18 protein-coding genes are annotated in these 24,275 nt (G+C 69.9%); 7 read left to right on the forward strand and 11 right to left on the reverse strand.

From position 1 onward, the window contains the following. From ACFY29_RS04035 to ACFY29_RS04045, 3 genes are read left to right on the forward strand one after another with little or no spacing between them, the layout of a single operon-like run. Positions 1 to 1,872 carry a hydantoinase B/oxoprolinase family protein gene (locus ACFY29_RS04035; RefSeq protein ID WP_386983239.1) on the forward strand — a complete coding sequence of 624 codons (1,872 nt, stop codon included), beginning with the start codon at positions 1 to 3 and terminating at the stop codon, positions 1,870 to 1,872. After that, positions 1,869 to 2,495 carry an isochorismatase family protein gene (locus ACFY29_RS04040; RefSeq protein WP_355613152.1) on the forward strand — a complete coding sequence of 209 codons (627 nt, stop codon included), beginning with the start codon at positions 1,869 to 1,871 and terminating at the stop codon, positions 2,493 to 2,495. Before ACFY29_RS04035 ends, ACFY29_RS04040 begins: the two co-directional genes overlap by 4 nt. A gap of 5 nt (positions 2,496 to 2,500) precedes the next feature. Further along, positions 2,501 to 3,391 carry a hydroxymethylglutaryl-CoA lyase gene (locus ACFY29_RS04045; protein WP_386983241.1) on the forward strand — a complete coding sequence of 297 codons (891 nt, stop codon included), beginning with the start codon at positions 2,501 to 2,503 and terminating at the stop codon, positions 3,389 to 3,391. Between the two features lie 56 nt (positions 3,392 to 3,447). Here ACFY29_RS04045 and ACFY29_RS04050 read toward each other — a convergent pair whose 3' ends face one another. The 7 genes from ACFY29_RS04050 to ACFY29_RS04080 all read right to left on the reverse strand — a co-directional run bounded on the left by ACFY29_RS04050 (position 3,448) and on the right by ACFY29_RS04080 (position 13,226). Further along, on the reverse strand, positions 3,448 to 5,949 hold the full coding sequence (locus ACFY29_RS04050; protein WP_386983242.1) for a DUF4132 domain-containing protein: 2,502 nt from the start codon (positions 5,947 to 5,949) through the stop codon (positions 3,448 to 3,450). A gap of 6 nt (positions 5,950 to 5,955) precedes the next feature. After that, a complete protein-coding gene (locus tag ACFY29_RS04055; RefSeq protein ID WP_386983244.1) occupies positions 5,956 to 6,384 on the reverse strand; it encodes a hypothetical protein in 429 nt (142 codons plus the stop codon). A 291-nt stretch (positions 6,385 to 6,675) separates the two neighbouring features. After that, on the reverse strand, positions 6,676 to 8,199 hold the full coding sequence (locus tag ACFY29_RS04060; RefSeq protein WP_386983246.1) for a non-reducing end alpha-L-arabinofuranosidase family hydrolase: 1,524 nt from the start codon (positions 8,197 to 8,199) through the stop codon (positions 6,676 to 6,678). 264 nt (positions 8,200 to 8,463) lie between these two features. After that, positions 8,464 to 10,077 carry an FAD-binding oxidoreductase gene (locus ACFY29_RS04065; RefSeq protein ID WP_386983248.1) on the reverse strand — a complete coding sequence of 538 codons (1,614 nt, stop codon included), beginning with the start codon at positions 10,075 to 10,077 and terminating at the stop codon, positions 8,464 to 8,466. A 137-nt stretch (positions 10,078 to 10,214) separates the two neighbouring features. Then, entirely contained in the window at positions 10,215 to 11,720 is a 1,506-nt protein-coding gene (locus ACFY29_RS04070) for a tripartite tricarboxylate transporter permease (RefSeq protein WP_386983250.1), read from the reverse strand. Between the two features lie 20 nt (positions 11,721 to 11,740). After that, positions 11,741 to 12,202, reverse strand: a complete 462-nt coding sequence (locus ACFY29_RS04075; protein ID WP_386983252.1) for a tripartite tricarboxylate transporter TctB family protein — start codon at positions 12,200 to 12,202, stop codon at positions 11,741 to 11,743. Between the two features lies 1 nt (position 12,203). Next, positions 12,204 to 13,226 (reverse strand): tripartite tricarboxylate transporter substrate-binding protein, encoded by a 1,023-nt coding sequence (locus tag ACFY29_RS04080; protein ID WP_328418185.1) that lies wholly within the window; start codon positions 13,224 to 13,226, stop codon positions 12,204 to 12,206. A 145-nt stretch (positions 13,227 to 13,371) separates the two neighbouring features. On the opposite strand from ACFY29_RS04080, the gene ACFY29_RS04085 reads away from it, so the two are divergent. Together ACFY29_RS04085 and ACFY29_RS04090 are read left to right on the forward strand one after the other, a co-directional pair. Continuing rightward, on the forward strand, positions 13,372 to 14,055 hold the full coding sequence (locus tag ACFY29_RS04085) for a response regulator transcription factor (RefSeq protein ID WP_386983254.1): 684 nt from the start codon (positions 13,372 to 13,374) through the stop codon (positions 14,053 to 14,055). Between the two features lie 6 nt (positions 14,056 to 14,061). Continuing rightward, positions 14,062 to 15,543 carry an ATP-binding protein gene (locus ACFY29_RS04090; protein ID WP_386983256.1) on the forward strand — a complete coding sequence of 494 codons (1,482 nt, stop codon included), beginning with the start codon at positions 14,062 to 14,064 and terminating at the stop codon, positions 15,541 to 15,543. A gap of 26 nt (positions 15,544 to 15,569) precedes the next feature. Here the strand turns inward: ACFY29_RS04090 and ACFY29_RS04095 are convergent, their stop codons facing one another. From ACFY29_RS04095 to ACFY29_RS04110, 4 genes are all read right to left on the reverse strand, one after another. Then, positions 15,570 to 16,529, reverse strand: a complete 960-nt coding sequence (locus ACFY29_RS04095; protein ID WP_386983258.1) for a TAXI family TRAP transporter solute-binding subunit — start codon at positions 16,527 to 16,529, stop codon at positions 15,570 to 15,572. 190 nt (positions 16,530 to 16,719) lie between these two features. Then, complete coding sequence (locus ACFY29_RS04100) at positions 16,720 to 18,753, reverse strand: hypothetical protein (RefSeq protein ID WP_386983260.1); 2,034 nt, start codon at positions 18,751 to 18,753, stop codon at positions 16,720 to 16,722. A gap of 104 nt (positions 18,754 to 18,857) precedes the next feature. Then, positions 18,858 to 19,517 (reverse strand): LuxR C-terminal-related transcriptional regulator, encoded by a 660-nt coding sequence (locus tag ACFY29_RS04105; RefSeq protein WP_386983263.1) that lies wholly within the window; start codon positions 19,515 to 19,517, stop codon positions 18,858 to 18,860. Further along, positions 19,508 to 20,692, reverse strand: a complete 1,185-nt coding sequence (locus ACFY29_RS04110) for a histidine kinase (protein ID WP_386983265.1) — start codon at positions 20,690 to 20,692, stop codon at positions 19,508 to 19,510. The genes ACFY29_RS04105 and ACFY29_RS04110 overlap by 10 nt, the downstream gene beginning before the upstream one ends. A gap of 286 nt (positions 20,693 to 20,978) precedes the next feature. Here ACFY29_RS04110 and ACFY29_RS04115 point away from each other — a divergent pair, with 286 nt between their 5' ends. Together ACFY29_RS04115 and ACFY29_RS04120 are read left to right on the forward strand one after the other, a co-directional pair. After that, positions 20,979 to 21,680, forward strand: a complete 702-nt coding sequence (locus ACFY29_RS04115) for an ABC transporter ATP-binding protein (protein WP_386983267.1) — start codon at positions 20,979 to 20,981, stop codon at positions 21,678 to 21,680. Then, positions 21,677 to 24,235, forward strand: coding sequence for an FtsX-like permease family protein (locus ACFY29_RS04120; protein WP_386983269.1), 2,559 nt, complete (start codon positions 21,677 to 21,679; stop codon positions 24,233 to 24,235). The genes ACFY29_RS04115 and ACFY29_RS04120 overlap by 4 nt, the downstream gene beginning before the upstream one ends. Positions 24,236 to 24,275 lie beyond the last annotated feature (40 nt).

A 24,275-nucleotide genomic window follows, 5' to 3' on the forward strand; every position in this document is an offset into this window, starting at 1 on the left:
ATGGCACGCCTCATCGAGACCGCTACCGGACCACTTCGCTCCGTGGATGTCGACGTGGTCACCCTCGACCTGATCGAGAACGGGCTGCGCAACGCCCGCTACGAGATGGACGAAGTGCTCTTCCGGACCGCGCTGTCGCCGGGGATCCGTGAACAGCACGACGAGTTCCCGCTGATCGCCAACCCCGAAGGCAAGATGATGGTGGGACAGTTCGGGCTGTCCATCCCCGACTTCCTGGAGAACTTCGATGGCGACATCGAGGAGGGCGACGTCCTGCTGACGTCGGACCCGTACTCCTGTGGTGCGGCGATCAGCCACGCGAACGACTGGCTCGTGGTGCTGCCCATCTTCTTCGAGGGCCGGATCGTGGGCTGGGCGGCGATGTTCGGGCACATGTCCGACGTCGGCGGCAAGTCACCGGCGTCGATGCCGACCGATGCCCGCACCATCTTCGAGGAGGGCGTGGTGATCCCGCCCTTCAAGCTGTACAAGAAGGGCGAGCTCGCCGAGGACGCCCTGCGGATCATCCTCAACCAGGTGCGTAAGCCCGACTGGAACCGCGCCGACCTGAACGGAATCGTCGCGGCGTGCCGGACCGCTTCCCGGCGGGTCCAGGAGATGTGCGCCCGGTTCGGGGTGGACACCTACAACTCCGCGCTCGACCAACTCCTGGACCGCAACTACCGGGCGATGAAGACCCTGCTCGGGGCGGTCTTCAAGGAGGGCGAGACGCTGTCGTTCACCGACTACATCTGCGACGACGGACTCGGCTACGGCCCCTACGAGCTCAAGCTCAGCCTGACCCGTACCGGTGACAAGGTGCTGCTGGACTTCACCGGCAGCAGCCCGCAGGCGCAGGGTCCGATCAACTACTACATCAACGAGAACCTCGTCCGGATGTTCTTCGGGATCTACATGATCACCGTGGCCGACCCGCAGATCCTCTGGAACGACGGCTTCTACCCGCTGGTCGACGTCACGATCCCCGACGACTCGTTCTGGAAGCCCAAGTACCCCGCCGCCCTCAACGCGCGGAACCACGGCATCGGTCGCGTCTTCGACCTGTTCGGCGGTCTGCTCGGTCAGACGAACCCGGGGCTGCTCAACGCGGCCGGCTTCTCGTCGTCGCCGCACTTCATGTATTCGGGCACATACGGGCCCGGTGAGCGCAAGGGCGAGTGGTTCCAGCTGTACTCGATCGGATTCGGCGGGATTCCCGGCCGGCCGGTGGGGGACGGCCCGGACGGCCACTCGCTGTGGCCGTCGTTCGTCAACATCCCGTGCGAGTACCTGGAGTCCTACTACCCCCTGCGGATCGAACGCTGGGAGACCATCGCTGACACCGGCGGCGCTGGGCTACATCGCGGCGGGAACGGCGTCGACGTGGCCTACCGGTTCCTGGAGGCCGGCACGATCGCGATCCACGACGACCGCTGGCTCACCTATCCGTGGGGGGTCAACGGTGGCGAGCCCGGTGCCCGCGGCCGTAAGTGGCTCGTACGCGCCGACGGCGGCACCGAGATCCTGGGCAGCAAGGTGCACGACGTGCCCGTGGCTCCCGGAGACGTGCTGCACTTCGTCACCTGGGGTGGCGGCGGCTGGGGTGACCCACTCGCCCGCGACCCGGAACTCGTCGGCCTCGAGGTCCGCCGGGGCCTGGTCACCCCTGCGGGTGCCCGCCGCTTCGGCGTGGTCTGCGACGAGGCCGGCACCGTCGACGTCGCGGCCACCGAGGAGGTACGGGCCGAGCTGCGCCACGGACGCCCGGACCCACTGCCCACCTTCGACATGGGGCCGCCGATGGAGACCATCCTGGACCGGTGCCTGGAGGAGACCGGTCTTCCCGCCCCTCGGCCGCCGGTCGCCCGATGAGCCCCGTGCCGGACAGCAGCGACGACGGATTCGGGGGCGCGCTCCTGCCCGGCGCCCGTCCCGCCGTGCTCGTCATCGACCTGATGCGGGCCTACTTCGACCCGGCCAGCCCCCTGTGCCTGCCGTCCGCGGACTGCCTGCAGTCGGCTGGCCGGGTCATCGCCGCCGCCCGCGACCACCGGCTTCCCGTGCTGCACACCCGCGTCGCGTACGGGCCCGGCGGTGTCGACGGAGGCCTGTTCGTCCGGAAGGTCACCGCCCTTCGGCAGCTCTTCTCCGGCGGTGGCGCGATGGGAGAGCTGATGCCGCAGGTCTCGCCCGCCGAGGACGAACTGGTGCTGGTCAAGCAGTACGCCAGCGCCTTCTTCGGCACGTCGCTGGCTTCCACCCTGCGGGCGGAGCGCATCGACACCGTCGTGCTGGTCGGCGTGAGCACGAGCGGTTGTGTCCGCGCCACCGCGGTGGACGCGATGCAGCACGGGCTCGTCCCGCTGGTGGTCCGGGAGGCGGTGGCGGACCGCGCCACCGGCCCGCACGAGGCGAGCCTGTCCGACCTGCAGGCCAAATACGCCGAGGTGATCAGCGAGGCCAGTGCCGTCGCGTACCTGTCGGAGGAACGATGACAGCAATGATCGACATTATCGAGGTCTCGCCCCGCGACGGCCTGCAGAACGAGGCGACGCTACTCACCACCGCCGACAAGATCGAGCTCATCGAGCGGGCGGTGCGAGCGGGCGCCCGGCGAGTGGAGGTGACCAGCTTCGTCAACCCCGCCCGCGTTCCGCAGATGGCGGACGCGGACGACCTGATGGCCGCGCTCCCCCGCCACGACGGCGTCCGGTACGCGGGCCTGGTGATGAACCGCCGCGGCCTGGACCGAGCTCTGGCCGCGGGCGTCGACGAGATCAACGTCGTCGTCGTGGCCACGGACACCTTCTGTGGCCGCAACCAGGGCATGACCACGGCCCAGGCCTGTGACACGGCGGCGGCGCTGGTGCAGGCGGCCCGCGCGGCAGGGGTGTTCGCGACGGTGACCATCGGCGCCTCGTTCGGATGTCCGTTCGAAGGTGAGGTCCCGCTGAGCCGGCTGCGGGAGGTGCTCACCCGGGTGCGGGACGCAGGTCCGGATGAGCTGGCTCTCGCCGACACCATCGGGGTGGCCGTACCCTCCGATGTCACCGATCGGCTGGCCCTCGCCCGGGAGGTCACGGAATCCCGGACACCGCTGCGGTTGCACCTGCACGACACTCGGCACACCGGCGTGGCCAACGCGGTCGCGGCGGTCCAGGCAGGCGTCACGACCCTCGACGCCAGCATCGGCGGAGCAGGCGGTTGCCCGTTCGCGCCGGCGGCGACCGGAAACGTCGCCACCGAGGACCTCGTCTACCTCTTCGACCGGATGGGGCAGCCCACCGGCCTGGACCTGGAGGAGGTCACCTCGGCCGTCTCCTGGCTGGAACGGAGGCTCGGCAATCACCTCCCGGGCGCTCTGCTCCGGGCGGGCGGTTTTCCCGCCTGAGCCTGCGCCGAGGGCACCTGCCCGACGAGGGTCTGACCGTCCAGCGTCACCTGCGGTCAGGCCCGTGGACCAAGCTGGGCCAGGATCGTCGGGTCGGTGATCTTCTCGTCCTCGTTGAGCAGAAGCACCTTGCTGAGAATGATGCTGGTGATCCGGTCCTCGTCGGCGAACGGCAGGAACAGGCTGGGATGGGCCGTGCCGCCGAACGAGGCTGGTACCACGCACAGGTAGCCACCGGGCTCGACGTGAATGCTGCCGCTGTTGAGGTGCACTCGATAGGTGGCCCGGGAGCCACGGACCACGGCCGATGTGCCGTCGACGGTCACCCGGGCCAGCCCGAGATCATCGATCAGGCTGGCCAGCAATTGGGCCCGGCTCGCCCCGTGTAGCGGTGAGGCGTATCCGGCCGGGTCGATCCCGGCGACCGACACGACGAGGTCCAGATCCCGCATGACCTCGGAGAACGCCACCGGCGGCACGTCGGCCAGGGGGACCACCGAGCCTGCGGCCAGGAAACGCAACTCGCCGACGACCACCTCTCCCCCACCGAAATAGCCGGGCAGGTTGCAGACCAGCGCGGCGGTGATCTCGGTGGTGACCGGCCGGGTTGCCTGGTGCTCCTGATACTGGCCATGAGTCGACCAGCCGCGCCCGGACAGCAGCTGACCCGACACCTTGCCGTCGACCGTGTGTCCGGCGAACCGTCGCGACACGTCGACAGCGTCGCGTTCGGCCGGAGTCAACAGATACAGCTCCCGGAAGGCCTGCTTTACGGGTTGTCGGATCCGGTGCCGGACGACCTCCGCCTGCCAGTGGGCGAGCAGGCCCCGCTCGTACAACAGCGACGGATGCACCACGGCGACCGGACCGTCGAGGTCGACCTGGTCGAGCAAGCCGATCGTGCCCACCTGGTCCTGCCAGATCAGCGCAGGGAGCATCACCGCGCCGGCTGGCAGGCTCCGCAGGCGGGCGAGCTCGTCAGGCGCGAGGGTGCCGCCGGTGGCGACGAGTCGCTCGATCAGCCCGGTACGTAGGCGGCGGGCCTGGTCGCGTAGCCGTTCCTGGTGTTCGCGGACCTCGGGGTACCGCGGGTCGGCGCGTACGGCAGCCGGCACCGACGTCAGCTGCCTGCCTGCCCTGCTGATCGTGATGAGCGGCTCGGCATCGGACAGACGCAGCGCGACGGTGTAGTCGCCGATGTGCCAGTCGCCGGGCGTCTCAGTGGCGATGCGGGCCTCGCAGTCCCACTCCAGGCGCTCAGCGTCTGGGAAAGCGGTCACCTGGGCGAGATGGTCGAGGGCGACGGCAACCGCGGCGGCGTGGCTGTGCCTGCGGTTCGGACCCAGCTTCGGACCCCGCTTCGCCACCTCCCGCAACGCCATGTAGCGGTCGAGCACCGTCTCCCCGTCGGCCAGCGGCAGCAGGCCGAAAGCGGCGATGCCCGCCAGCGCGTTGTGCTTGACGCGCTTGGAGACGGCTGCGCGGTTCCAGCCCAGCGCCGCGGAGACGATCTCGCTCGGGCAGATCCGCAGCAGCCGGCGCGCACCGTCGACGCCGGCCTGCCGCACGGCAGCGAGGATGGCGCTCCTGTCCTGCCGCACAGCCTCCGTTGTGGAGGTCGCCTGCACCAGCCGCAGCAGCGGCTCCGCGCCGGGCAGCCCGAGCAGTGGCAGCAGCACCCCGGCGTCACCCGCCGGCAGCCGTAGGTCGAAGGCGTACCGCCGCTCCTCTGCCGGCCGATCGCGCAGGTGTTCCACCAGCGCCGTCCGCTCGCCATCGGTCAGCTCAGCGGCGCCGAGGCGCACGGCCATCCGGCGATCCGTTGGTCGCTCCATGGCCCGGAGCACGAACCGCAGGCCTCGTGGCACCAGCACCTCGGGTAGCGCGGCCCACTCGGGCTCGGGTGGCGAGGTCAGGCGCCAGGCCACCTCGTCGAAGTAGTCGCGGACAGCGGGCGTGCACGCGTGGGGCATCGACCGTTCGGCGCCGTCCGCCGGGGAGCGTCCGACGATGGCGTTGCCCAGGTACTCGTCGTCGGTGAACGCCTGCTCGATGATCTCGACATCGAGCGCGCCCACCTCGTGCAGAGCGTCCAGGACCCGCACCACGGTCCCCCGACTCGCGCGGCCCAGCGGAGTGAGGACCAGCAGCCGCAGCAGGTGAACGTCGTTGGCGGCGATTGCGCGGTCGGCCAGGGGCTCGAGCGGTGGTTTCGGCCAGCCCACGTGATCCACGATGGAGGCGAGCAGGGCCGTACGGCTGGCGGTCGGCCACGGCGTTTCCAGGACGTCTGCCGGATCGTCGCGGTTCTGCACCGGAAACGCCGCGTCGTAGATGTCGTCCAGCGACGCGTAGATGTCACCGACGTTCGAGTCCAGATGTCCACCGGTACGGTCAATGCTGTTGCCGGCTTCCAGCCCACGCCGGATCTCCTTGGCGTGGGCCCGCAGACCTGGCAGGTCATCGGCCTTCGCCAAGGCCGAGGCCTCGTCGACCATCCCCCACAGGGCGTCTCGCTGGCGACGGACCTCGTCGGCGTACATCTCCGGCACGTCCACCACGGGTCACCCACCGACCAGCGCGGTCAGCCGCAGGAACACGACGGGCTCGCCGGGGCGAAGCACGATCTCCTCGTCGAGCCGCTCGACCTGGCGTCCTCCCACGAACAACACGAACACGCTCCGCTCGAACGCCCGGCACGCCCGAGCCACATGCTCGGCGACGTCCGGCGAATCGAGCTGCGGTGAGGGCATCCGGACCATGCTGGTGGATGCCTGTGCCCGGATCTCCGCCGCGGAAAGATACTGGCGATCGAGCACGGTCTGGCAACGCGTGGCGTCGACGCCCAACGACCGGATCTGCTCCTCAACCGCCCTGCGGATCAGCTCCCGCACCGTCGCACGCTCGCTCGCGAGCTCGACCAGCACGTCCGGCATGCCGGACCGGTCCGCGCCGGACACCACTGCACGCACCTTCACCTGCAACACCGACATGCGTCCATCCTGTCAGCCGCAACTCAGCACCGGCACATCGTGCCGGCGCTGCTGCTGCTACCAGGGTCGGTGCGATGGTCTGCCGCAGCGGACCGGAGAACTCCGCACATGAGGTTGAACGGTTTGGCACCGCACCCCTCTGCGAGGCCCTGGGCGGGCTCGGCCTTGCACCGAGCCCGCCCTTCCAACTCCGCTCGATCCCGATCGTGAGCCGTGACAACGTTCCTGCGGTTTGGCGTACGCCGCGGTCGGCGTATATCAAGAACACCTGAGCCGACCTGCGTCACGCCATTAGCGCTGCAGTGTCAGTAGACCCGGCCGGTAAGGCAGTAGTCCGTAGTCGCCGCCGGAGTTCGGGGCACGTCCCTGGTAGAGCAACTGCAGATTGCAGGGATCAACTGTCATGGTCTGGTCGGCGTTGCCGCGAATCAGTTCGCCGTGGCTGATGTCGTTGGTCCAGGTGGCGCCACTGTTGGCCTTGCCGGCGAAGGGATTGCTCTCGGTCGCGGCCTGCGGCGTCCACGAGCCGCCCAGACTGGTGGCCGTGAACGAGCGGAAGTAGCGACCCTGCGAGCCGATCGCCTCGACGAGCATGAGGTACCTGTTCTGGCCCTGGAGCTTGTAGACCTGAACGGCTTCGAACAGGTTGTTCGTGGTGTCACTCATAATCACCGTCGACGTCGAGCCGAAACTGCCAGGGAAGTTTCCGATCGGCATGCTGGCCCGGTAGATCTTGCCGTTGTCCCCTGCGAAGAACAGGTACATGTTCGTGCTGTCACCGATGAGCGCCTGGTCGATGGGTCCCGTACCGGAGCCGGAGATGCTTCCCGAGAAGAGCACCTGCTCCGATGACCATCCATTCGGATTGGTGGGGTCACTCGACGTCCGGTAGGAGAAGGCGGTCCCGCCCCACTGATAGGCCAGCACCCAGATGTTCCTCGGGGCGAAGTAGAAGAGCGTAGGCGCGACAGTGGAGAAGGACATCGTGTTCTGGCTGGCCGAGGCCATCTCGGACCAGTTCGTGAAGAGGCCGAAGTTCATCGAACCCCACCTCGTTCCGGTGTCGTGCGTCGTCGCATAGACAAGGTGCCTGCCGTTGTAGGGGGCGTAGGTGAAGTCCTTGAGCGAGACCCACCCCGACTTCGGGTTTGCCAGCGAGCCCGTCGATGTCCAGCGGTACGTCGACGGCAGAGCGCACGTGCCGGGCGGCGGCGTGGTGGGGTTACCCCCGCCGTCGACGCGGACGAGTTGCCACTGCTGGTTGCTGCCGTTCCAGTCGTCGTACTGCACGATGTTTCCCCCGTCGGCGGTCGAGGCGCCCTGAACCTCCACCACCTTGTTGCTGTTTCGGTTGATCAACCGGACGTAACCACCGTCGGAGTCGGCCAACCGGAACTGCTGGTTGGTCCCGTTGCCGTCGGTCCACTGCACGATGCTGGCACCGTTGGCCGTCGAGAAGTTGTAGACGTCCAGCACCTTGCCGGACAGCCGCGACCGCAACCGGTAGTAGCCACCGCCGGAGTCCACGAACTGCCACTGCTGCTGGTTGCCGTTGTTCCGTGCCCACTGCGTGATCCGCGCACCGTCGTTTGTGGCCAGGTTGTACACGTCCAGGGCCTTGCCGCTGTTGCGGTTGATCAACACGTACCACGCGCTCGTGTCGACCGTCGCCGCGGCGGCGGGTGTCGACACCACCGCCGCAGCGGCAACACCGGCCACCAACGCCGCCACGCCAGCGGCGACGACCCGCAGCAACCGCCCCCGCCGCCGCAGCGGTGGCAGAGCTATCGATGGAAATCTATCGAAGGCAGACATGATCCTCCTCTAATAACGAAGAGCCGAGCGGTCTACCCGAAGATGGGCGCACCGCGCCGCGTGGCCGGGCGCAGGCAGAGATTGTCAGCGCTAACAAGACGTCTGCATGGCCTTGGCGCACGCCTGATTCGAGGCCGACGAAGCGGGCTTGCCCGGTAAGCCACAGGTGCCGTCGTCCTTAGACATCGACTGTGAGCGATAACATCCCGTACGTCAAGTCGTAATGTTCGGGGTTCACCAGCCGGTGGCGCACCGCAGCCGACGTCAGCGGGCGGGATCGACGAGGACGCCGGGGTTGAGGATCCAGGACGGGTCGAGGGCGCTTTTGGCGGCGCGCAGTGCGAGCGCGATCGGGTCCGGACGCTGCCGGTCGTACCACGGTCGGTGGTCGCGGCCGACGGCGTGGTGGTGGGTGATGGTCCCGCCGGCGGTGAGCAGCGCGTCGGAGACGGCATGCTTGACCTGGTCCCACTGAGTGAGGGTGGCGCCCCAGCGGCCGGTGGCGTACACGCCGAAGTAGGGGGCGGGGCCGTCCGGGTAGACATGCGTGAAGCGGCAGGTGACCACACCGGTCGCGGCGACGGCGCGCAGCGCCTCGCCGGCAGCGGCGAGCACGGCCGCGCGCAAGGCGGGGAATCGGTCCCAGGTGCAGGCGGTCTCGAACGTCTCCACGATCATCGACCGGGCGGCGAGCGCGTCGCGCTGGTACGGCATCCGCAGGAACGCTGACCGCCAGGCGTCGGCGGCGGCGGTCCGCTGCCGTGGGCCGGACGAGTCGTCGCTGCGGGATGGCTCCGGCAGGGTTCCGCCGTGGTCGCGGCACAGCTCGACGGCGCGGTCCAGCCATGGTGTGACCGGATGGTCCGCGGACTCGAATCCCAGAACGAGCACGCCGCCGGTGGTGGCGGCGCCCGCGTTGAGGAGCGCCTCCACCGGGTCGAGCAGTCGGCAGTTGCTCGGGTGCAGACCGGACTGGGCGATGGCCCGGGTGGCGGTGACCGCCCCGTCGTAGTCGGTGAAGTGCACCGAGGCGCCCGCCCGCCAGCGGGGCCGGTCCTGCAGCCGCATCCACGCCTCGGTGATGACGCCGAGCGCGCCTTCGGAGCCGAGGAATAGACGGTCCGGGGACGGCCCGGCGCCGGAGCCGGGCAGCCGGCGCGACTGGCTGGTGCCCGCTGGGGTGACCACCCGCATCGACTCCACCAGGTCGTCGATGTGGGTGAGGACGGTGGCGTAGTGACCGCCGGCGCGGGTGGCTAACCAGCCGCCCAGGGTGGAGAACTCGAACGACTGCGGGAAGTGCCGCAGTGTGAGGTCGTACCGCCGGAGTTGGTCCTCCAGCGCCGGGCCGAACACGCCGGCCTGGATGCGGGCCGCCCGGCTGGTCGGGTCCACCTCCAGCACCCGGTCGAGGCGCCCAAGGTCGAGACTGACCGCTGCGGGATACGCGTCACCCAGCCGCGGCTCCACACCGCCGACCACTGACGAGCCGCCGCCGTAGGGGATTACCGCGATGTCCCGGCCCGCGCACCAGTCCAGCACGTCGACGACGTCCTGCTCGGTCACCGGCCGGACCACCAGGTCCGGCGGGTCGTGGACATCCCCGTGCAGGTTGCGGACGACGTCCCGGAACGCCTTGCCATGGGTGTGCGCCGCCCGGTCGGCCGGATCCGTCGAGCACAGCCTGGCGAGTGACGTCGGCGGACTGACCCGCGGTGGGCGCAGGCCGAGTTCGTCCACCGGCGGCGCAACGTGCTCGGTCAGGTCGACGTCGGGCAGCAGGGTACGCACCCGGGTTGCCAACGCCGTCGCCTCCGCGCCGGTCACTGCGTCCTCGACGTTCCCCCAACCCCACCACGAACGGTGTTTCCCGGCCATGCGGCCTCCCCGCCGTCCACCATCGCCAGATCGACTCGCCGGTAACGTACATCGACGGCCAGCACCGCGTCGATGCTGTCGTGCTGGTCAACGCCGCCTTTCAGCCCCGGATCGCCCGGTTGCCACCGCCGCTGCCCCTACTCCTCCTCGGCGAACACGACCTCGCGGCGCCTGCGAATCGTCGGGAGGACGGCGACGACGAGCGCTGCCACGGCCAGGGCCAGGAGTACTGCGGAGATCGGTCGGGTCAGGAAGACCGACGGGTCGCCGCGGGAGATGATGAGCGCCCGCCGCAGGTTCTCCTCAAGCAAGGGACCGAGGACGAAGCCGAGCAGGAGTGGCGCCGGCTCGCAGCCGCACTTGATCAGGATGTAGCCCAGGATCCCGAAGAACGCGATGGCGTAGACGTCGTACGCGTTGAAGGCCAGGGAGTACGTGCCGATCGCGGCGAACAGGATGATCATCGGGAACAGCACCTGGTACGGGATGCGCAGCATGCGCACCCACAAGCCGATCAGCGGCAGGTTCAGCAGCAGGAGCAGCACGTTGCCGATCCACATCGACGCGATCAGGCCCCAGAACAGCGCCGGTTCGTCATTGATGACGTTCGGGCCGGGGGTGATGCCGTGGACGATGAACGCGCCGACCATCAGTGCCATTACCGGGTGGGCGGGCAGACCCAGGGTGAGCAGCGGGATGAACGACGTCTGCGCGGCGGCGTTGTTCGCCGACTCGGGGCCGGCGACGCCCTCGATCGCACCGCGCCCGAACTCCTGCGGCCGCTTCGAGATCCGCTTCTCGACGGCGTACGAGGTGAACGAGGCCAGCACGTGGCCACCGCCGGGCAGGACGCCGAGCGCGGCGCCGAGACCGGTGCCCCGCAAAATCGGGGCGACGATCCGGCGCCGGTCCTCGCGGGTCGGCCAGAGGTTCTTCACCTTGCTGACGACCGCCGTTCGGGTCTGCTCGTTCTCCAGGTTGCGCAGGATCTCGGCCACCCCGAACATGCCGACGGCGACCGACACGAAGTCGATGCCGCCGTACAGCTCGCGCTGGTCGAACACGAACCGGGGCGTGCCGGTGTAGATGTCCTGGCCGACCGTGCCGAGCAGCACGCCGAGGGCGATCATCGCCAGCGCCTTGAGCGCCGTGCCACGCGCCAGCGCGATCGACACGATCAGGCCGAACAGCACGAGCGAGAAGTACTCGGCCGGGCCGAACTTCAACGCGACGCTGGCCAGCGGTGGGGCCGCCACGGCCAGCGCGACGGTGGCCACCGTACCCGCGATGAAGGACCCGACCGCAGCGGTGGCCAGGGCCGGGCCGGCCCTGCCCTGGCGGGCCATCTCGTGCCCGTCGAGCGCGGTGACCGCCGCCGACGACTCACCGGGCAGGTTGATCAGGATGGCGGTCGTCGAGCCGCCGTACTGTGCGCCGTAATAGATACCGGCCAGCATGATCAACGCCGTCACCGGCTCGAAGCTGAACGTGATCGGCAGCAGCATCGCCACAGTCGCCGTTGGCCCGATGCCGGGCAGCACGCCGACCGCGGTCCCGAGCAGCACTCCCACGAAGCAGTAGAGGACGTTCTGGACCAGGAAGGCGGTCGAGAAGCCCAGCGCGAGGTTGTCGAGAAGTTCCATGCCTCAATCCGGATGCCGCGTCAGAACCCCAGCCAAGGGCCCCATAGCGGGATCCGCAGCTGAAGTCCGACGACGAAGATGAGCGTGCTGGCCACGGTCAGCCCGGCGGCCACGGCCACGGCTGTGACCAGCCGTACGCGTGAGCTGGCCAGCGTGGTGAGCAGGGCGGTCACCGCCGACGTCGGTACGAATCCGAGGCGCCGGACGGTGAATCCGAAGAACACGACCGCGAGCACGATGGCGGCGACCGCGCGCCACGGGATCGGTCCGAACGAGATCACCTCGCCGGCGATCAGTCCCTTGATGACGATCGCCAGGCCCAGGACGGCCACCGTCGCGCCGACCAGCAGCGGGAAGGCGCCGGGGCCCATCCGCAGTGGGGTGCCCAGCTCATAGCCGAGCGACCCCACCACGAATGCACCACCGATCAGGACGAAGACTCCCCCGGCGAGGACGTCCGGAAACGACCGACGACGCTCCACCTCAGGAGACCTTGACCCCGGCGTCCGCGATGATCTTCCCCCAGGTGCCGAGCTGCTCCTCGAGCTTGGCCCGGTGCGCCTGCGGGGTCGCGTCCTGGGCCGGGACCGGCGCGGTGCCGAGCTTGGCCATCTGGTCGATGACCCCTTGGTCGGCCAGTGCCACCTTCAGCGCCTCGGACAGCTTCTCGACGATCTCCTGCGGGGTGTCGGCCGGGACGTAGAGACCGTGCCACACGCTGACCTGAAGCTGGGGCAGCCCGGCCTCGACCGTGGTGGGCAGGTCGGGAAGGCTCTTCACCCGCTCGGGCGTGGTGACCGCGTACGCCTTCACCTTTCCCGCGGCGATCTGGCCGCTGGTGTTGGTCGTCTGGTCACACATGAAGTCGACCTGGCCACCGACGAGGTCGGTCAGCGCGGGGCCGGTGCCCTGGTACGGGACCTCTTGGAGCTTCACACCAGTGGCGGTCTGGAACAGTAGGCCGCACAGGTGGGACGCGGCGCCGATGCCGGCGTTGGCCAGCGTGACCTTGTTGGCGTTCGCCTTCACGTGGGTCACGAGGTCCTGGAGTGTCGTGGGCGCGAAGTCCTTGCGGGCGACGACCGTCATCGGCACCTCGGTGACGAGCCCGACCATCTCGAAGTCCTCGAGCGGCTTGTAGCCCAGGTCCTTGTACAGGGCGGGTGCCGTCGACATGCCGATGTGGTGCATGAGCACGGTGTAGCCGTCCGGTTCGGCCCGCGCGACCTCGCCGGCGCCGACCGTACCGCCCGCGCCCTCGACGTTCTGGACGACGACCTTGCCACCGAGTTTGGCGGCCATCGGCTCGGCGATCATTCGGGTGACCGTGTCCGTCGGGCCGCCCGCACTGAACGGCACGACGATCGTGATGTTCTGGTCCGGGTAGCCTGCGGCGTCGCCGCCGCCGTTGGCGCCTCCATTGCCGGAACAGGCGGCAACGAGCGTGACGACGCCGATCGCGGCGATCATCCGCGCGGCGGCCCGGTACCTGCTGGTCTCTCTCACAGCGGCCTCCTCATCAGCGCATGCACATACCTGGGTGAGTGAGTGGCCCCCAGTCTCGACTGGTCGGGACGCGGATGGTGTCAGAGAAATCCCAAGAACTCGCGGGCTGACACGAGGGCCGGCCCGGGCCGTAGAATCCGCTGGTATGCGGATAACCGTCATCGAGGATGACGACCGCGTGGCGCTGGGTCTGGTGACCGTCCTGACCCAGGCGGGCTTCGAGGTTCACCGCATCGCCACCGCCGCGGAGGCCGTGCGTGCCGCACCGGCCGACGTGGTCCTCGTTGACCTGGGTCTGCCCGACGGCGACGGGCTCGACGTGATCCGGAAGCTGCGTGACCACCCGGAGACCGCCGTCATCGCGGTGACCGCACGGTCCGAGGAGCACGAGCGGGTCCGTGGGCTGCGCGCCGGCGCCGACGACTACATCGTCAAGCCGTTCGGCATCGCCGAGTTGCTCGCCCGGATCGACGCCGTGCTGCGGCGTACCCGGGCGGCTCGTGCCCTGAGCCACTCGGACGAGCCGCTCCTGCTCGGCCCGATGCGGATCGGCGTCGGCACCCGCGAGGTCACCGTCGACGGCACGCCCGTGGCGTTGACCCGCAAGGAGTTCGAACTGCTCCTGCTGCTGGCCCGGCGGGCACCCAACGTGGTCAGCCGTGACATCATCCTCGACCAGATCTGGGGCGCGACGTGGGAGTCGTCGAGTCGCACCCTGGACACCCACATCGCGGCGTTACGGCACAAGCTGGGGACGGACGTGGTCATCCGCACGATCCACGGCGTCGGCTATCGGCTCCTGGCCGACCAGCCGGAGCTGATCGGCTGACGCGCCGTGCACCGCCGCCTGCTCGTCGTCCTGGTTCCCCTCGCGGTGCTGCTCGTCGCGGCGCTCGGGGTGCCGCTCAGCATCACTGTGGCCGAGCGGGAGATGCAGGAGACCTACGTCAACCGGCTCAACGACGTCGGGCGGTTCGCCTCGCTGGCCGAGACCGCGCTGGCGACCGGGCGGACCGAGGCGCTGCAACAGGAGCTGACGCGCTACCACGAGCTCTACGGCATCCCGGTCGCGCTGGTCGACACGTCGGGCAATGTGTTGCTCGGACCGGCCGATGCGTACCGGGAGGCGGCGCGGACCGAGCCGACGTTGCCCCGGATCGTGACCGCGGCGCTGGCTGGGGCGCGGTCCGAGCCGTCCTGGGAATGGGCGCCGTGGGACGACTCCGCACTCGTTGTGGCCGAGCCGGTGGGTCGGGACAGTGAGGTCGTCGGCGCGGTCGTGACGATCTCCGACCTGTCGAAGACACGCGAGACCATCCTCGTACGCTGGGCCCGGCTCGCCGGGCTCGGGCTGCTGCCGTTGATCGCATTGGCGGCCGTCGCCTGGCCGGTATCAGCGTGGGTGCTGCGGCCGGTGCGGAAGCTGGACGCGGCGACCTCACGGATCTCGGAGGGCGACCTGACGATCCGCGCCGACGCCGAGGCCGGCCCGATCGAGCTGCGGCGGCTGGCAGCGTCGTTCAACACCATGATGGACGCCGTCGAAAACGCCGCGCAGCGGCAGCGGGCCTTTGTGTCCGACGCGTCGCACCAGTTACGCAACCCGTTGACCAGCCTCCGGCTCGCGGTGGAGAGCCTCGCGCCGCACCTGCGGCCGGAGGGCAACGGGCAGCAGGTGTACGACGTCGCCGTCGACGAGCTGAAGGCGATGCAGCGGATGCTGAACTCGCTGCAGGCCAGTGCGCGGATGGAGAGCCTGCGGACGGCGTCGCCGGTGGATCTCGACGAGGTGCTGGCGACCCGGGTGGACCGGTGGCGGGCGTTGACGGCGACGGCGGGGCAGACACTGGCGGTCGACGTGCCGCCGGGGCTGCGGCTGCTGGAGCCGCCGGGCGGACTGGGCAGCATCCTGGACGAGCTGATCAGCAACGCGTTACGGCTGTCGGGCGCGCAGGCGGTGGAGGTGACCGCCCGCGTTGTTCCCGCTGGTGCGGGCGAAGGAAACCGCAACAGCTCCGCGGCCGGAGGCGTGGTCACCGTCGCTGTCCGAGACGACGGGCAGGGGATCGACGTTTCCGAGCGGGCCCAGGCGCTACGACGGTTCTGGCGGTCGCCGCGGCACCAGAACGTGTCCGGAACCGGCCTGGGACTGGCGATCTGCGCCGACCTGGTCGGGGCGGCCGGGGGCGAGCTGCGGCTGGAGGAGGGCCTGCCGCGTCCAGACGGGTCCGGGCACGGGTTCGCCGCGGTGGTCGCGTTGCCGGTCGTTCCGCAGGTGGCGTCGTCGTCCGGCGCCCCAACTCCGTCGCCGGTCTGAGGACCCGGTCGCGTCGCTGTCTCTGGTCAGCGCTTGCGGTCGCGGAACCAGGCCGCCGCGCCCGGATGGAGCGGCACCGATGCGGTGGAGATCCCGGTACGTACGTTGATCTGCCACGCTTCGGGAACGGCCGCGGCGTCACCGCGACTGGCGGAGGTGATCGTGCCGGTGTGCGTGAAGATCGTGTCGGTGATCGCGTAGACCAGGTCGTCGGGCAGGTCGTTGCGCGCTAGCAGCACGTTCGGCACGGCGACGGTGCGGGTGGCCGGGACGCCGGCGTAGGCAGTCGCGTGGATCATGGCGGGAGCGTAGGGACCCGGGTACGCCCCGAAGAGTGCGTCCGCCTGTGCGTCCAACGGGATCAGCCGGATCGGGTGCCGCTGCGCCAGCTCCGTGATGGCGGGTGTCGGGACGCCGGTCAGGGAGAACATCGCGTCGATCTTGCCGTCGCGCAGTGCCGCCGCCGATTCCGCCTGGCTGAGGTACCGACCGTCGGCGTTCACCGGGCCCAGCTCCAGAACCCGCAGTGACGTGAACTCGGTGCCCGAATTGCGGGCACCGAGGGATATGCGCTTGCCCTCAAGGTCCCGGAACTCTTCGATCGCTGAACCGGCCATGACCACGAGATGCAGATGACTGTCGTAGAGCCGGCATACCGCAGAGAGCCCCTCGGGCGCGCTGCCGTCGGTCGTGATCAGCGCATCCAGGCTCGTCAGCCCGAGGTGCGCCTCGCCGGCCCGCAGCATCCGGATGTTGTCGGTGGACGCCCCGCTCGGCACGGTGGTCACCGTGGCACCCGGCACCTGCTCGGAGATGTGTTCGGCCAGCGCACCGCCGATGCGTCGGTATACCGCACCCGCCGGCCCGGTGGCCAGTCGCAGGTGGACCTCGTCGGCCTCGGGCTGCGGGGAGCAACCGACGAGCAACCCTCCGGCGGCCAGGAGCACCGCCCGTCGGCTGATCCGTGGCTCCAGGTTCAGCACCATGCCGAGATGATACGGACGGTGACCGTCGGTCGCCGATGACCTCAGGGCGTCATCAATGCATCGCAACCACGTCACCCTGCGCCGCCCTCCGGCAAGGTCTCATCGACGTCAATCCGGCGCACTGGTGCAGCCCGCCGGGACTTCCCCAGCTCGCCTCCCGACGGGCCTTCCGGCGTGACCGGTTACCGCGTCACGGGCAGGGCGTCCGTGCGCAGACGTCGATGACCTTGCCAGTGAGCAGGAACATCGCCTTCTGTTTCTGGGCTCCGGCCTGGGCGCGCGGGAACTCGTGCGGATCGTCGCCGTACTCCGGCCCGGCCGGGGCGAGGTTGGTCGGCGGTGGCGCGTAGGCCGCGCCGCTGTTCCAGATCACGATCGCCGAGCCGGTGTACGGGTACCTGCGGATCGGCGTGATGCCCCAGTACGGGCGCACGTCCAGTGACCAGCCGTCGGCGAGCGCGGGGGTGTGCAGGCGGGCGCCGATGGTGCGCGCCTGGACCTCCGCCGCGGCGGGCGACACCTGCTGGTCGCCGAAGGCCACGTGCATCAGCACCTGGTGCGCCGGGGTGCCCGGCAACGGCCGGTCGGTCATGTGCTGGGCGTACCCGTTGGCCTCGGACCGGTCCCACAGCATCTGCAGCAGCGCGAGGATCAGCTGCTGGTCGGCCTTGTCCGGGTAGTAGCCGTCCATGATGGTCTGGAACGGGGCGAAGTCCACGCTGCGTTGCAGCAGCGTGGAGTAGTTCATCGCCGGTACGCCGAGCACCGACCGGGTCCAGTCCTGGGCGATGGCGGTGAGCGCGCCGCCGTTGATGCCGCCCTGGCTGTTGCCGTCGTAGTGCAGCCCGCCGGCCACGTTGATCAGCGGCCGTGCGCTGGCGTCCCGGAACGCCGGGTGGGCGGCGAACCCGCCCGGGTGGATCATCGCGCGGCCCAGGAAGAGGAAGTTCAGGTAGCTCTGCTGCAACCGGTCCGCCACTGCGGGGAAGGCACTGAGGTCGGTGAAGGCGCCTGCCACAAAGGGGACGTCGGCGGCGGCCATGCCGATCCAGCTGGTCGCGCAGAAGGTGAAGTCGTGCGTGTTCGACATCGTCTTGACGTTGCCGGCGTTGATCTCGGTCGGCCTGCCGAGCAGGCCGTGGCCGTAGAGCGAGAGGTGCGCCGGCTTCGCGGCCGAGGCACTGCGCGGGATGTTGCAGACGAAGTCCGCCGCCACCGTCGCACCGGACGGCGTGGGCAGGGCGTTCGGCGTCAGCGGCGTCCCACCGCCGCCGGCCGGCCCGTAGTGCAGCCGGGAGCCGGGCCCGCCGTCGCCGGTCAGATAGGACGGTACGCCGATGGTGCCGGTCACCTGCCGAGCGATCAGCGGATCCTGCTCGGGCGAATAGTCGGTCACCTGGGTGACGGTGAACGACGGTGCGGCCCGGCGGAGGGCGGCGAACGCGCCGTCTCGGACCGCCAGCATCCGCCCGGTCAGACCGTGCCGGCTGGCCACGGTGAAGTCCCAGGCGAGGTAGAGGCTGTGCCGTTTGACGCCGGTCCTGGACAGGTCGGCGATGATCCGCTTCATCTGCGGGACGCGACTGTCCCGATGGCCGAGGCCGGCACCGGTCACGTACGACGTGAACGCCTTCGGCGCCGGGATCAGCGCCCCGTTGCCGTCGCGCAGGCCGCGCAGGCCGACGACGTACCGGGTGCCCTCGGTCAGCGCCACCGCCGGCCGGATGATCAGCAGCTGCCGGTCCGGCTGGCCGGCGGCGTGCGCGTCCAGCTCGGCCCAGTACGGCGTGCGCTTGCCGGTCCGGGCGTCGAGCAGCACGATCGGCGCGTCCGGCGCCAGGGAGCGGCCGATGTCGGTGACCGGCGCGATCCCGGTCGCCGCAGCGTCGAGGCCGGGTACGTGCACCAGGATCGGTGAGCCGGGGCTGAACCCGTCCTGCCGGTTCCATTCCGTCGGGTCGATCGGGGTCCGCTGCACGTTGGCGGGCATCGCGGAGGCCGCGATCCGCACCCGCTTGCCGGTGGGGCTGGTCCGATCCGGCACGGTGAAGTAGTCGTTCGGGAACGGCAGCAGGCAGGCCGTCGGGTCGATCGGGTCGCAGCTCCGGTGCCCGGCCGATGCGGGAGTCGCGGGCGGTGCCGCGGCGGCGGCCGGGCTGAGCAGGACGGCGCCTGCGGTCACGAGCACGGACACGGCGAGACGGAACCGTCTGGGTGTGGTCACGCGCATCTCCCTCGACACAGGACGGTGATTCGACGCAGGGGTCGACGGTGGTGGGTGGATCGTCGTGTTCTTCCTACGCTCGTGAAACGATCTCGGCAAGAGGGTCACGGAGAGGACCGAGCACCCGCCGCGTTGAGGTAGGTGAGGACGGCGAGGACGCGGCGGTGGCCGCTGTCGGTCACCGCGAGGCCGAGCTTGGCGAAGATGTTGCCGATGTGCTTGTGTACGGCGTTGTCGGTGATGACAAGCTGCTGAGCGATCGTGTCGTTGTCGTGTCCCTGCGCCATCAACGCGAGTACCTCGCGTTCGCGGGGGGTGAGCGCGGCGATCGGGTCGCCGGCGCGTTGGACGAGCTGCGCGATGACCTCGGGGTCCATGGCGGTGCCACCGGCGGCGACGCGGCGCAGCGCGTCGACGAACTCGTCCACTCGGCTGACGCGGTCCTTGAGGAGGTAGCCGACGCCGCCGCCGGTGGTGGAGAGTAGTTCGGCGGCGTACTGCTGCTCGACGTATTGGGACAGCACCAGGACCGGCAGGCCGGGGTGTTCTCGTCGGGCCTGCAGGGCGGCTCGGATGCCCTCGTCGCGAAACGACGGCGGCAGCCGGACGTCGACGATGGTGACGTCGGGTTGGTGGTCCCGCACGGCGGTGAGGAAGCCCGCCGCATTGTCAGCGATGGCGGCGATGTGGAAGCCCACGCGGTTGAGCAGCAGTTCCAGTCCGGTGGACAGCAGCACGTTGTCTTCGGCGATCACTACCCGCACAGCAGCTCCATGGTGATGGTCGTCGGCCCGCCGGCCGGGCTGTCGACGTCGACGGTGCCGTCGAGCGCGAGCACCCGACGACGGATCCCGGCCAGGCCGGTGCCCCGCCGATCGTTGGCGCCGCCGGTGCCGTTGTCAGTGATCATTACCGACAACCGGTCTGCCGTGCGGCTGACCCCGACGCCGGCCGCGGTCGCGTGGCTGTGCCTGACGACGTTGGTCAGTGCCTCGGCGACGGCGAAGTAGACGACAGCCTCCACTGCCGCCGGGACCCGTCCGAGGTCACCGATGTCCAGTCGGGTCGGCACGCCGCAGCGGGCTGTCACGGCGGTCAGAGCGCCGTCGAGGCCCCGGTCGGCGAGAATCGGCGGATAGACGGTGCGGATCACCTCGCGTAGCTCTGTCATCGCCTCTTCGGTTCCCTCATGTGCGTCCCGCAGAAGCCCTTCCACGAACTGCTCGTCCCGCGGATTGTCGGACAGCGCCTGCCGGGCCACGGCCAGCCGCATCGCGATGGCCACCAGCCGGGCCTGGGTACCGTCGTGCAGGTCGCGCTCGATCCGGCGCAGCTCCGCACCGTGTGCGTCGAGCACGTCCGCCCGGGTGCGGGTCAACACGGCGACCCGGTCGGCGAGCTGTTCGACCGTCGAGTGCGACAGCACTCCCAGGCAGATCCGGGCGTGCGCGCGAGCGATCGGCGGGAAGGCCAGGTACGCCAGCGCGGCGAGCAGCAGGATCTGCAGTGGCCCGAGGGTGAGCGCCGTCGCCCAGCCGGTCACCGGAATATCGATGAACAGCCGTGGCCGGTCCTCCAGCCGGAAAGCCCACCAGAGTGGTGTCGCGATCGTGGCGAGCAGGACGTTGCCCGCGCACAGCAGCGCGGGCAGGCCGAGCGCCACCCCGGTCATGGCGTTCACTGGCAGCCAGAGCAGGTCGCGGCGCGTGGTCGGATCGGCCCAGGCTCGGCGTCCCGTCGCGCGCAGGGCAGGACGCGGTGCCGACGGCGTACCGAGCTGCCGGCCGGCGCGGTCACGGTGCCGATCCGCCCAACGCTGGGCGAACCGCGGATGGCACAGCAGCGGCAGCGCGAGCACCGTGGCGATCCCGGAGGCCAGCGATCCCAGCAGGTAGACCCCGCCGCGCCACACCTGCACCCACCGCCGACCCGACGTCACAGGATGCCCTTTCTGCGCACCCACGGAGGCAGCGTCCCTTCGAGTTCCCGACACGGCGTGAAGTCTGCCCTGTGGCTGCCGCCCGCGGCACTACAGCCAGCTGTACCTCAGATCCGGTGGTAAGGGGTAGCGGTTCGCGCCGACATGACTCGTAGCGTCGGACGGCATGAGGTTGAACAGCAGAAACCCGTCGAGGCGACGCGTGGCACTGGCCGAGGCCACCGCGACCGACTCACTACACCCGGGTGCAAGGACGTCGTGTACGTACGCGGTGCAGTTGGATTCGGTGTCCAAAACATACGGGTCGGGGAAGAACGAGGTACGCGCTCTCGACGGGGTGACGGTCGGATTCCGGCGCGGTACGTTCACCGCCGTCATGGGCCCGTCCGGCTCCGGCAAGAGCACGTTTCTGAACTGCGCGGCCGGTCTGGACCAGCCGACGTCGGGCCGGGTCGTGCTGGGTGACACGGAGTTGTCCGGCCGGTCGGAGACAGAGCTGACGGAGCTGCGCAGGGACCGGATCGGGTTCGTCTTCCAGGCGTACAACCTGCTCGGTGCGCTGACCGTGGCGGACAACGTCACGTTGCCCGTCCGGTTGGCCGAGAAACCGGTCGATCCCGAGCAACTGGCGAGCGTCCTCGCCGCGGTCGGGCTCGCCGGCCATCACGACCGCCGCCCGAGCCAGCTCTCCGGTGGACAGCAACAGCGGGTGGCGATCGCCAGGGCGCTCATCAACCGGCCCGACCTGGTGTGCGCCGACGAGCCGACGGGCGCGCTGGACAGCCGCAGCGGTCGCCAGGTCCTGGCACTGCTCAGGAAGATCGTCGACGACCTGGGGCAGACCGTGCTGATGGTGACGCACGATCCGGTCGCGGCCGCGCAGGCCGACACCGTGGTGTTCCTCGCGGACGGCCGGTTGGCCGGCGAGATGCCCCGACCGTCCGCCGAGCAGATCGCCGAGCGGATGACTCACCTGGGGGAGGCGTGAACCGCCGAATGCTGGCGTTGGCCTGGAGCACGATCAAGGGACGGAAGGGCGGGTTCGTCGCGGCGTTCGTCGCGGTGCTGTTCGGCTCGGCGGTGATCACGGCCTGCGGGATCCTGCTGGAGAGCAGCGAGCGCTCGGGCGTGCCGACCGAGCGCTACCAGGCTGCCGACCTGGTGGTGGGCGCCCCGCAGGCACTGCCGGTGGCCGACGACGTGGATCCGAGGTTCGGCGAGCGGGCTACCCTACCGGCCGACCGGGTCGGGGACATCGCGCGAGTGCCTGGCGTCCGGGCGGCGATCGCCGACGTCAACGTCCCGGTCAGCCTCGTGACGGCGGACGCCGAGGTGCTCGCCGGCACCCCCGCGCTGGGGCATGGCTGGCGGTCGGCCGCGCTCGGCCCGTTCACGACGAGCGCCGGCCAGGCCCCGACCGGGCCGGACGACGTGGTGCTGGACTCCGCGCTGGCCGAGCGGGCCAACGTCGCCGTCGGCGCGTCGGTTCGGCTCGCGGTCGGCTCGAACACGTCGACCTACCGGGTGACCGGCATTGCGGGTCTGCCTGGAGGCAAACTCGCCCGGCAGCCCACACTGTTCTTCACCGAAGATCGGGCCCGGGAGTTGACCGGCCAACCGGACCGGGTGGACGTGATCGGTGTGCTGGCCGCACCCGGTGTCAGTGCCGACGAGCTGGCACGCGCCATCGAGGCGGCGATCTCGGACGTGGTCGTGTACACCGGCAGTGACCGCAGCGAGGCCGAGTTCCTCGACATCGGCAGCACGCGTTCGTTCATCAGCGAGCTGTCCCTGGCGTTCGGCGGCACCATGGTTGTGGTGATCATGATCGTCGTGGCGAGCACACTCGCTTTGTCCGTTCGGCAGCGGCTGCGGGAGCTGGCGCTGTTGAGGGCGATCGGCGCGACCCCGAAGCAGATGCTTGGCATGATCGCCGCCGAGACCATGGTGGTGGGCACGCTCGGGGCGGTGCTCGGGGTGATTCCAGGCATCGGGCTGAGCTTCCTCCTCCGCGAAACCTTCACCCTGGTCGGCGCGATACCGGACGACTTCGAGCTGTCGATCAGTCCGCTGCCGGTACTCGTGGCGGTGGTGCTGTGCCTGGTCGGCGCCCGTCTGGGCGGTTGGATAGCCGCACGGCGCGCGGCCAGGCTCAGGCCGGTGGACGCGCTCGGCGAGGCCGCGTTGGAGCCGCCCAAACTCGGATGGCTCCGGTTGACCGTCGGCTTGCTGCTGGTCCCCGCCGGTCTCGCCATGGCGTTCGTGCTGCCGCTGGTGCTGCCCGGTGAAGGGGCCGCTGAAAGCGCGGCCTTCTCGGCGTTCCTGCTCATCTTCGCCATCGCGCTGCTGGGGCCGCGGCTGCTCAGTGGCGCCGTCACCGTGCTGGGTCCCTGGCTGAACCGCAGGTCGGGCGTCAGCGGGTACCTCGCGACCGCGAACGCGCACGCCAACTCCCGGCGGCTCGCCGCGGCGACCACTCCGCTGATCATGGGCATCATCCTGGCCGCCGGGCAGCTCTTCAGCGGGACGACCGCGAGCGCGTCCGCGCAGGATCAGGCCGAGGACGGCCTGCGTGCGGATTACGTCGTCACGTCCACGTCCGCCGGTGTGTCGCCCGAGGTCGCGGACGTGCTCCGGGACGTGCCCGGCGTCTCGGCGGTGACCCCGGTCGTCCGTACGCGGACGCTGGCGACCTTCGCCTCGGGAGACAGCCCTCAGATCAGGACCTACTCGGCACAGGGGATCATCGGCGACCGGCTCGCCGAGACTTTGGATCTCGCCGTTCTCGAGGGCGATGTCGCGGAGGTGCGGGGCAACACGGTGGCGTTGAGCCGGATCGCGGCAGGCACCCTCGGTGCCGCTCTCGGTGACACCGTCGACCTCCGTCTCGGTGACGGCACGCCGATCAAACCCACGGTGGTGGCGCTCTACGAGAGAGGACTCGGCCTCGGTGACGTCACGCTGCCGCACGACCTCGTACTGGAGCACACCACCGACCGCCTGGACTTCGCGGTCCTGATCGCGGCGGCCACGGGAACCGACGTCGGGGCACTCGGCGACGCGTTGCGATCCGCTGTCCAACACCTCCCGACCGTTCAGGTCAACAACCGCGAGTCGTTCGTCGCCGCGCAGCGCGATGCCGCCGCCGGAGAGTCGGCGGTCGGCCTCATCCTCAACGCGGTCCTGCTCGGCTACCTCGCCATCGCCGTGGTGAACACCCTGGTGATGGCGACCGCCGCACGCTTCCGCGAGTTCGCCCTGCTCCAACTGGTCGGCGCCACCCGTCGCCAGGTGTTCGCGATGATGCGCAGCGAGACGAGGATCATCGTCGTCGCCGCCGTTCTCATCGGTACCCTGGCCGCGATCCCGTCGTTGATCGGCACGAGCCTCGGGCTGACCAGGACACTGATTCCGTCCATCCCACCGCTCATCTACCTGGGAATCGTCGCGGTCGCCGCGCTGCTCGGCTGGGCCGCCATCATGATCTCGACCCGGACCGCCATGCGGTCGCAGCCGGTCGACGCGATTGGCGTTCGCGAGTGACGCCGGCGGCATCGGTACCCCCGGATGACGCCCGAAGACC

Source organism: Micromonospora sp. NPDC000668, from assembly GCF_042897975.1.
In the GTDB taxonomy this organism is placed as follows: domain Bacteria; phylum Actinomycetota; class Actinomycetes; order Mycobacteriales; family Micromonosporaceae; genus Micromonospora.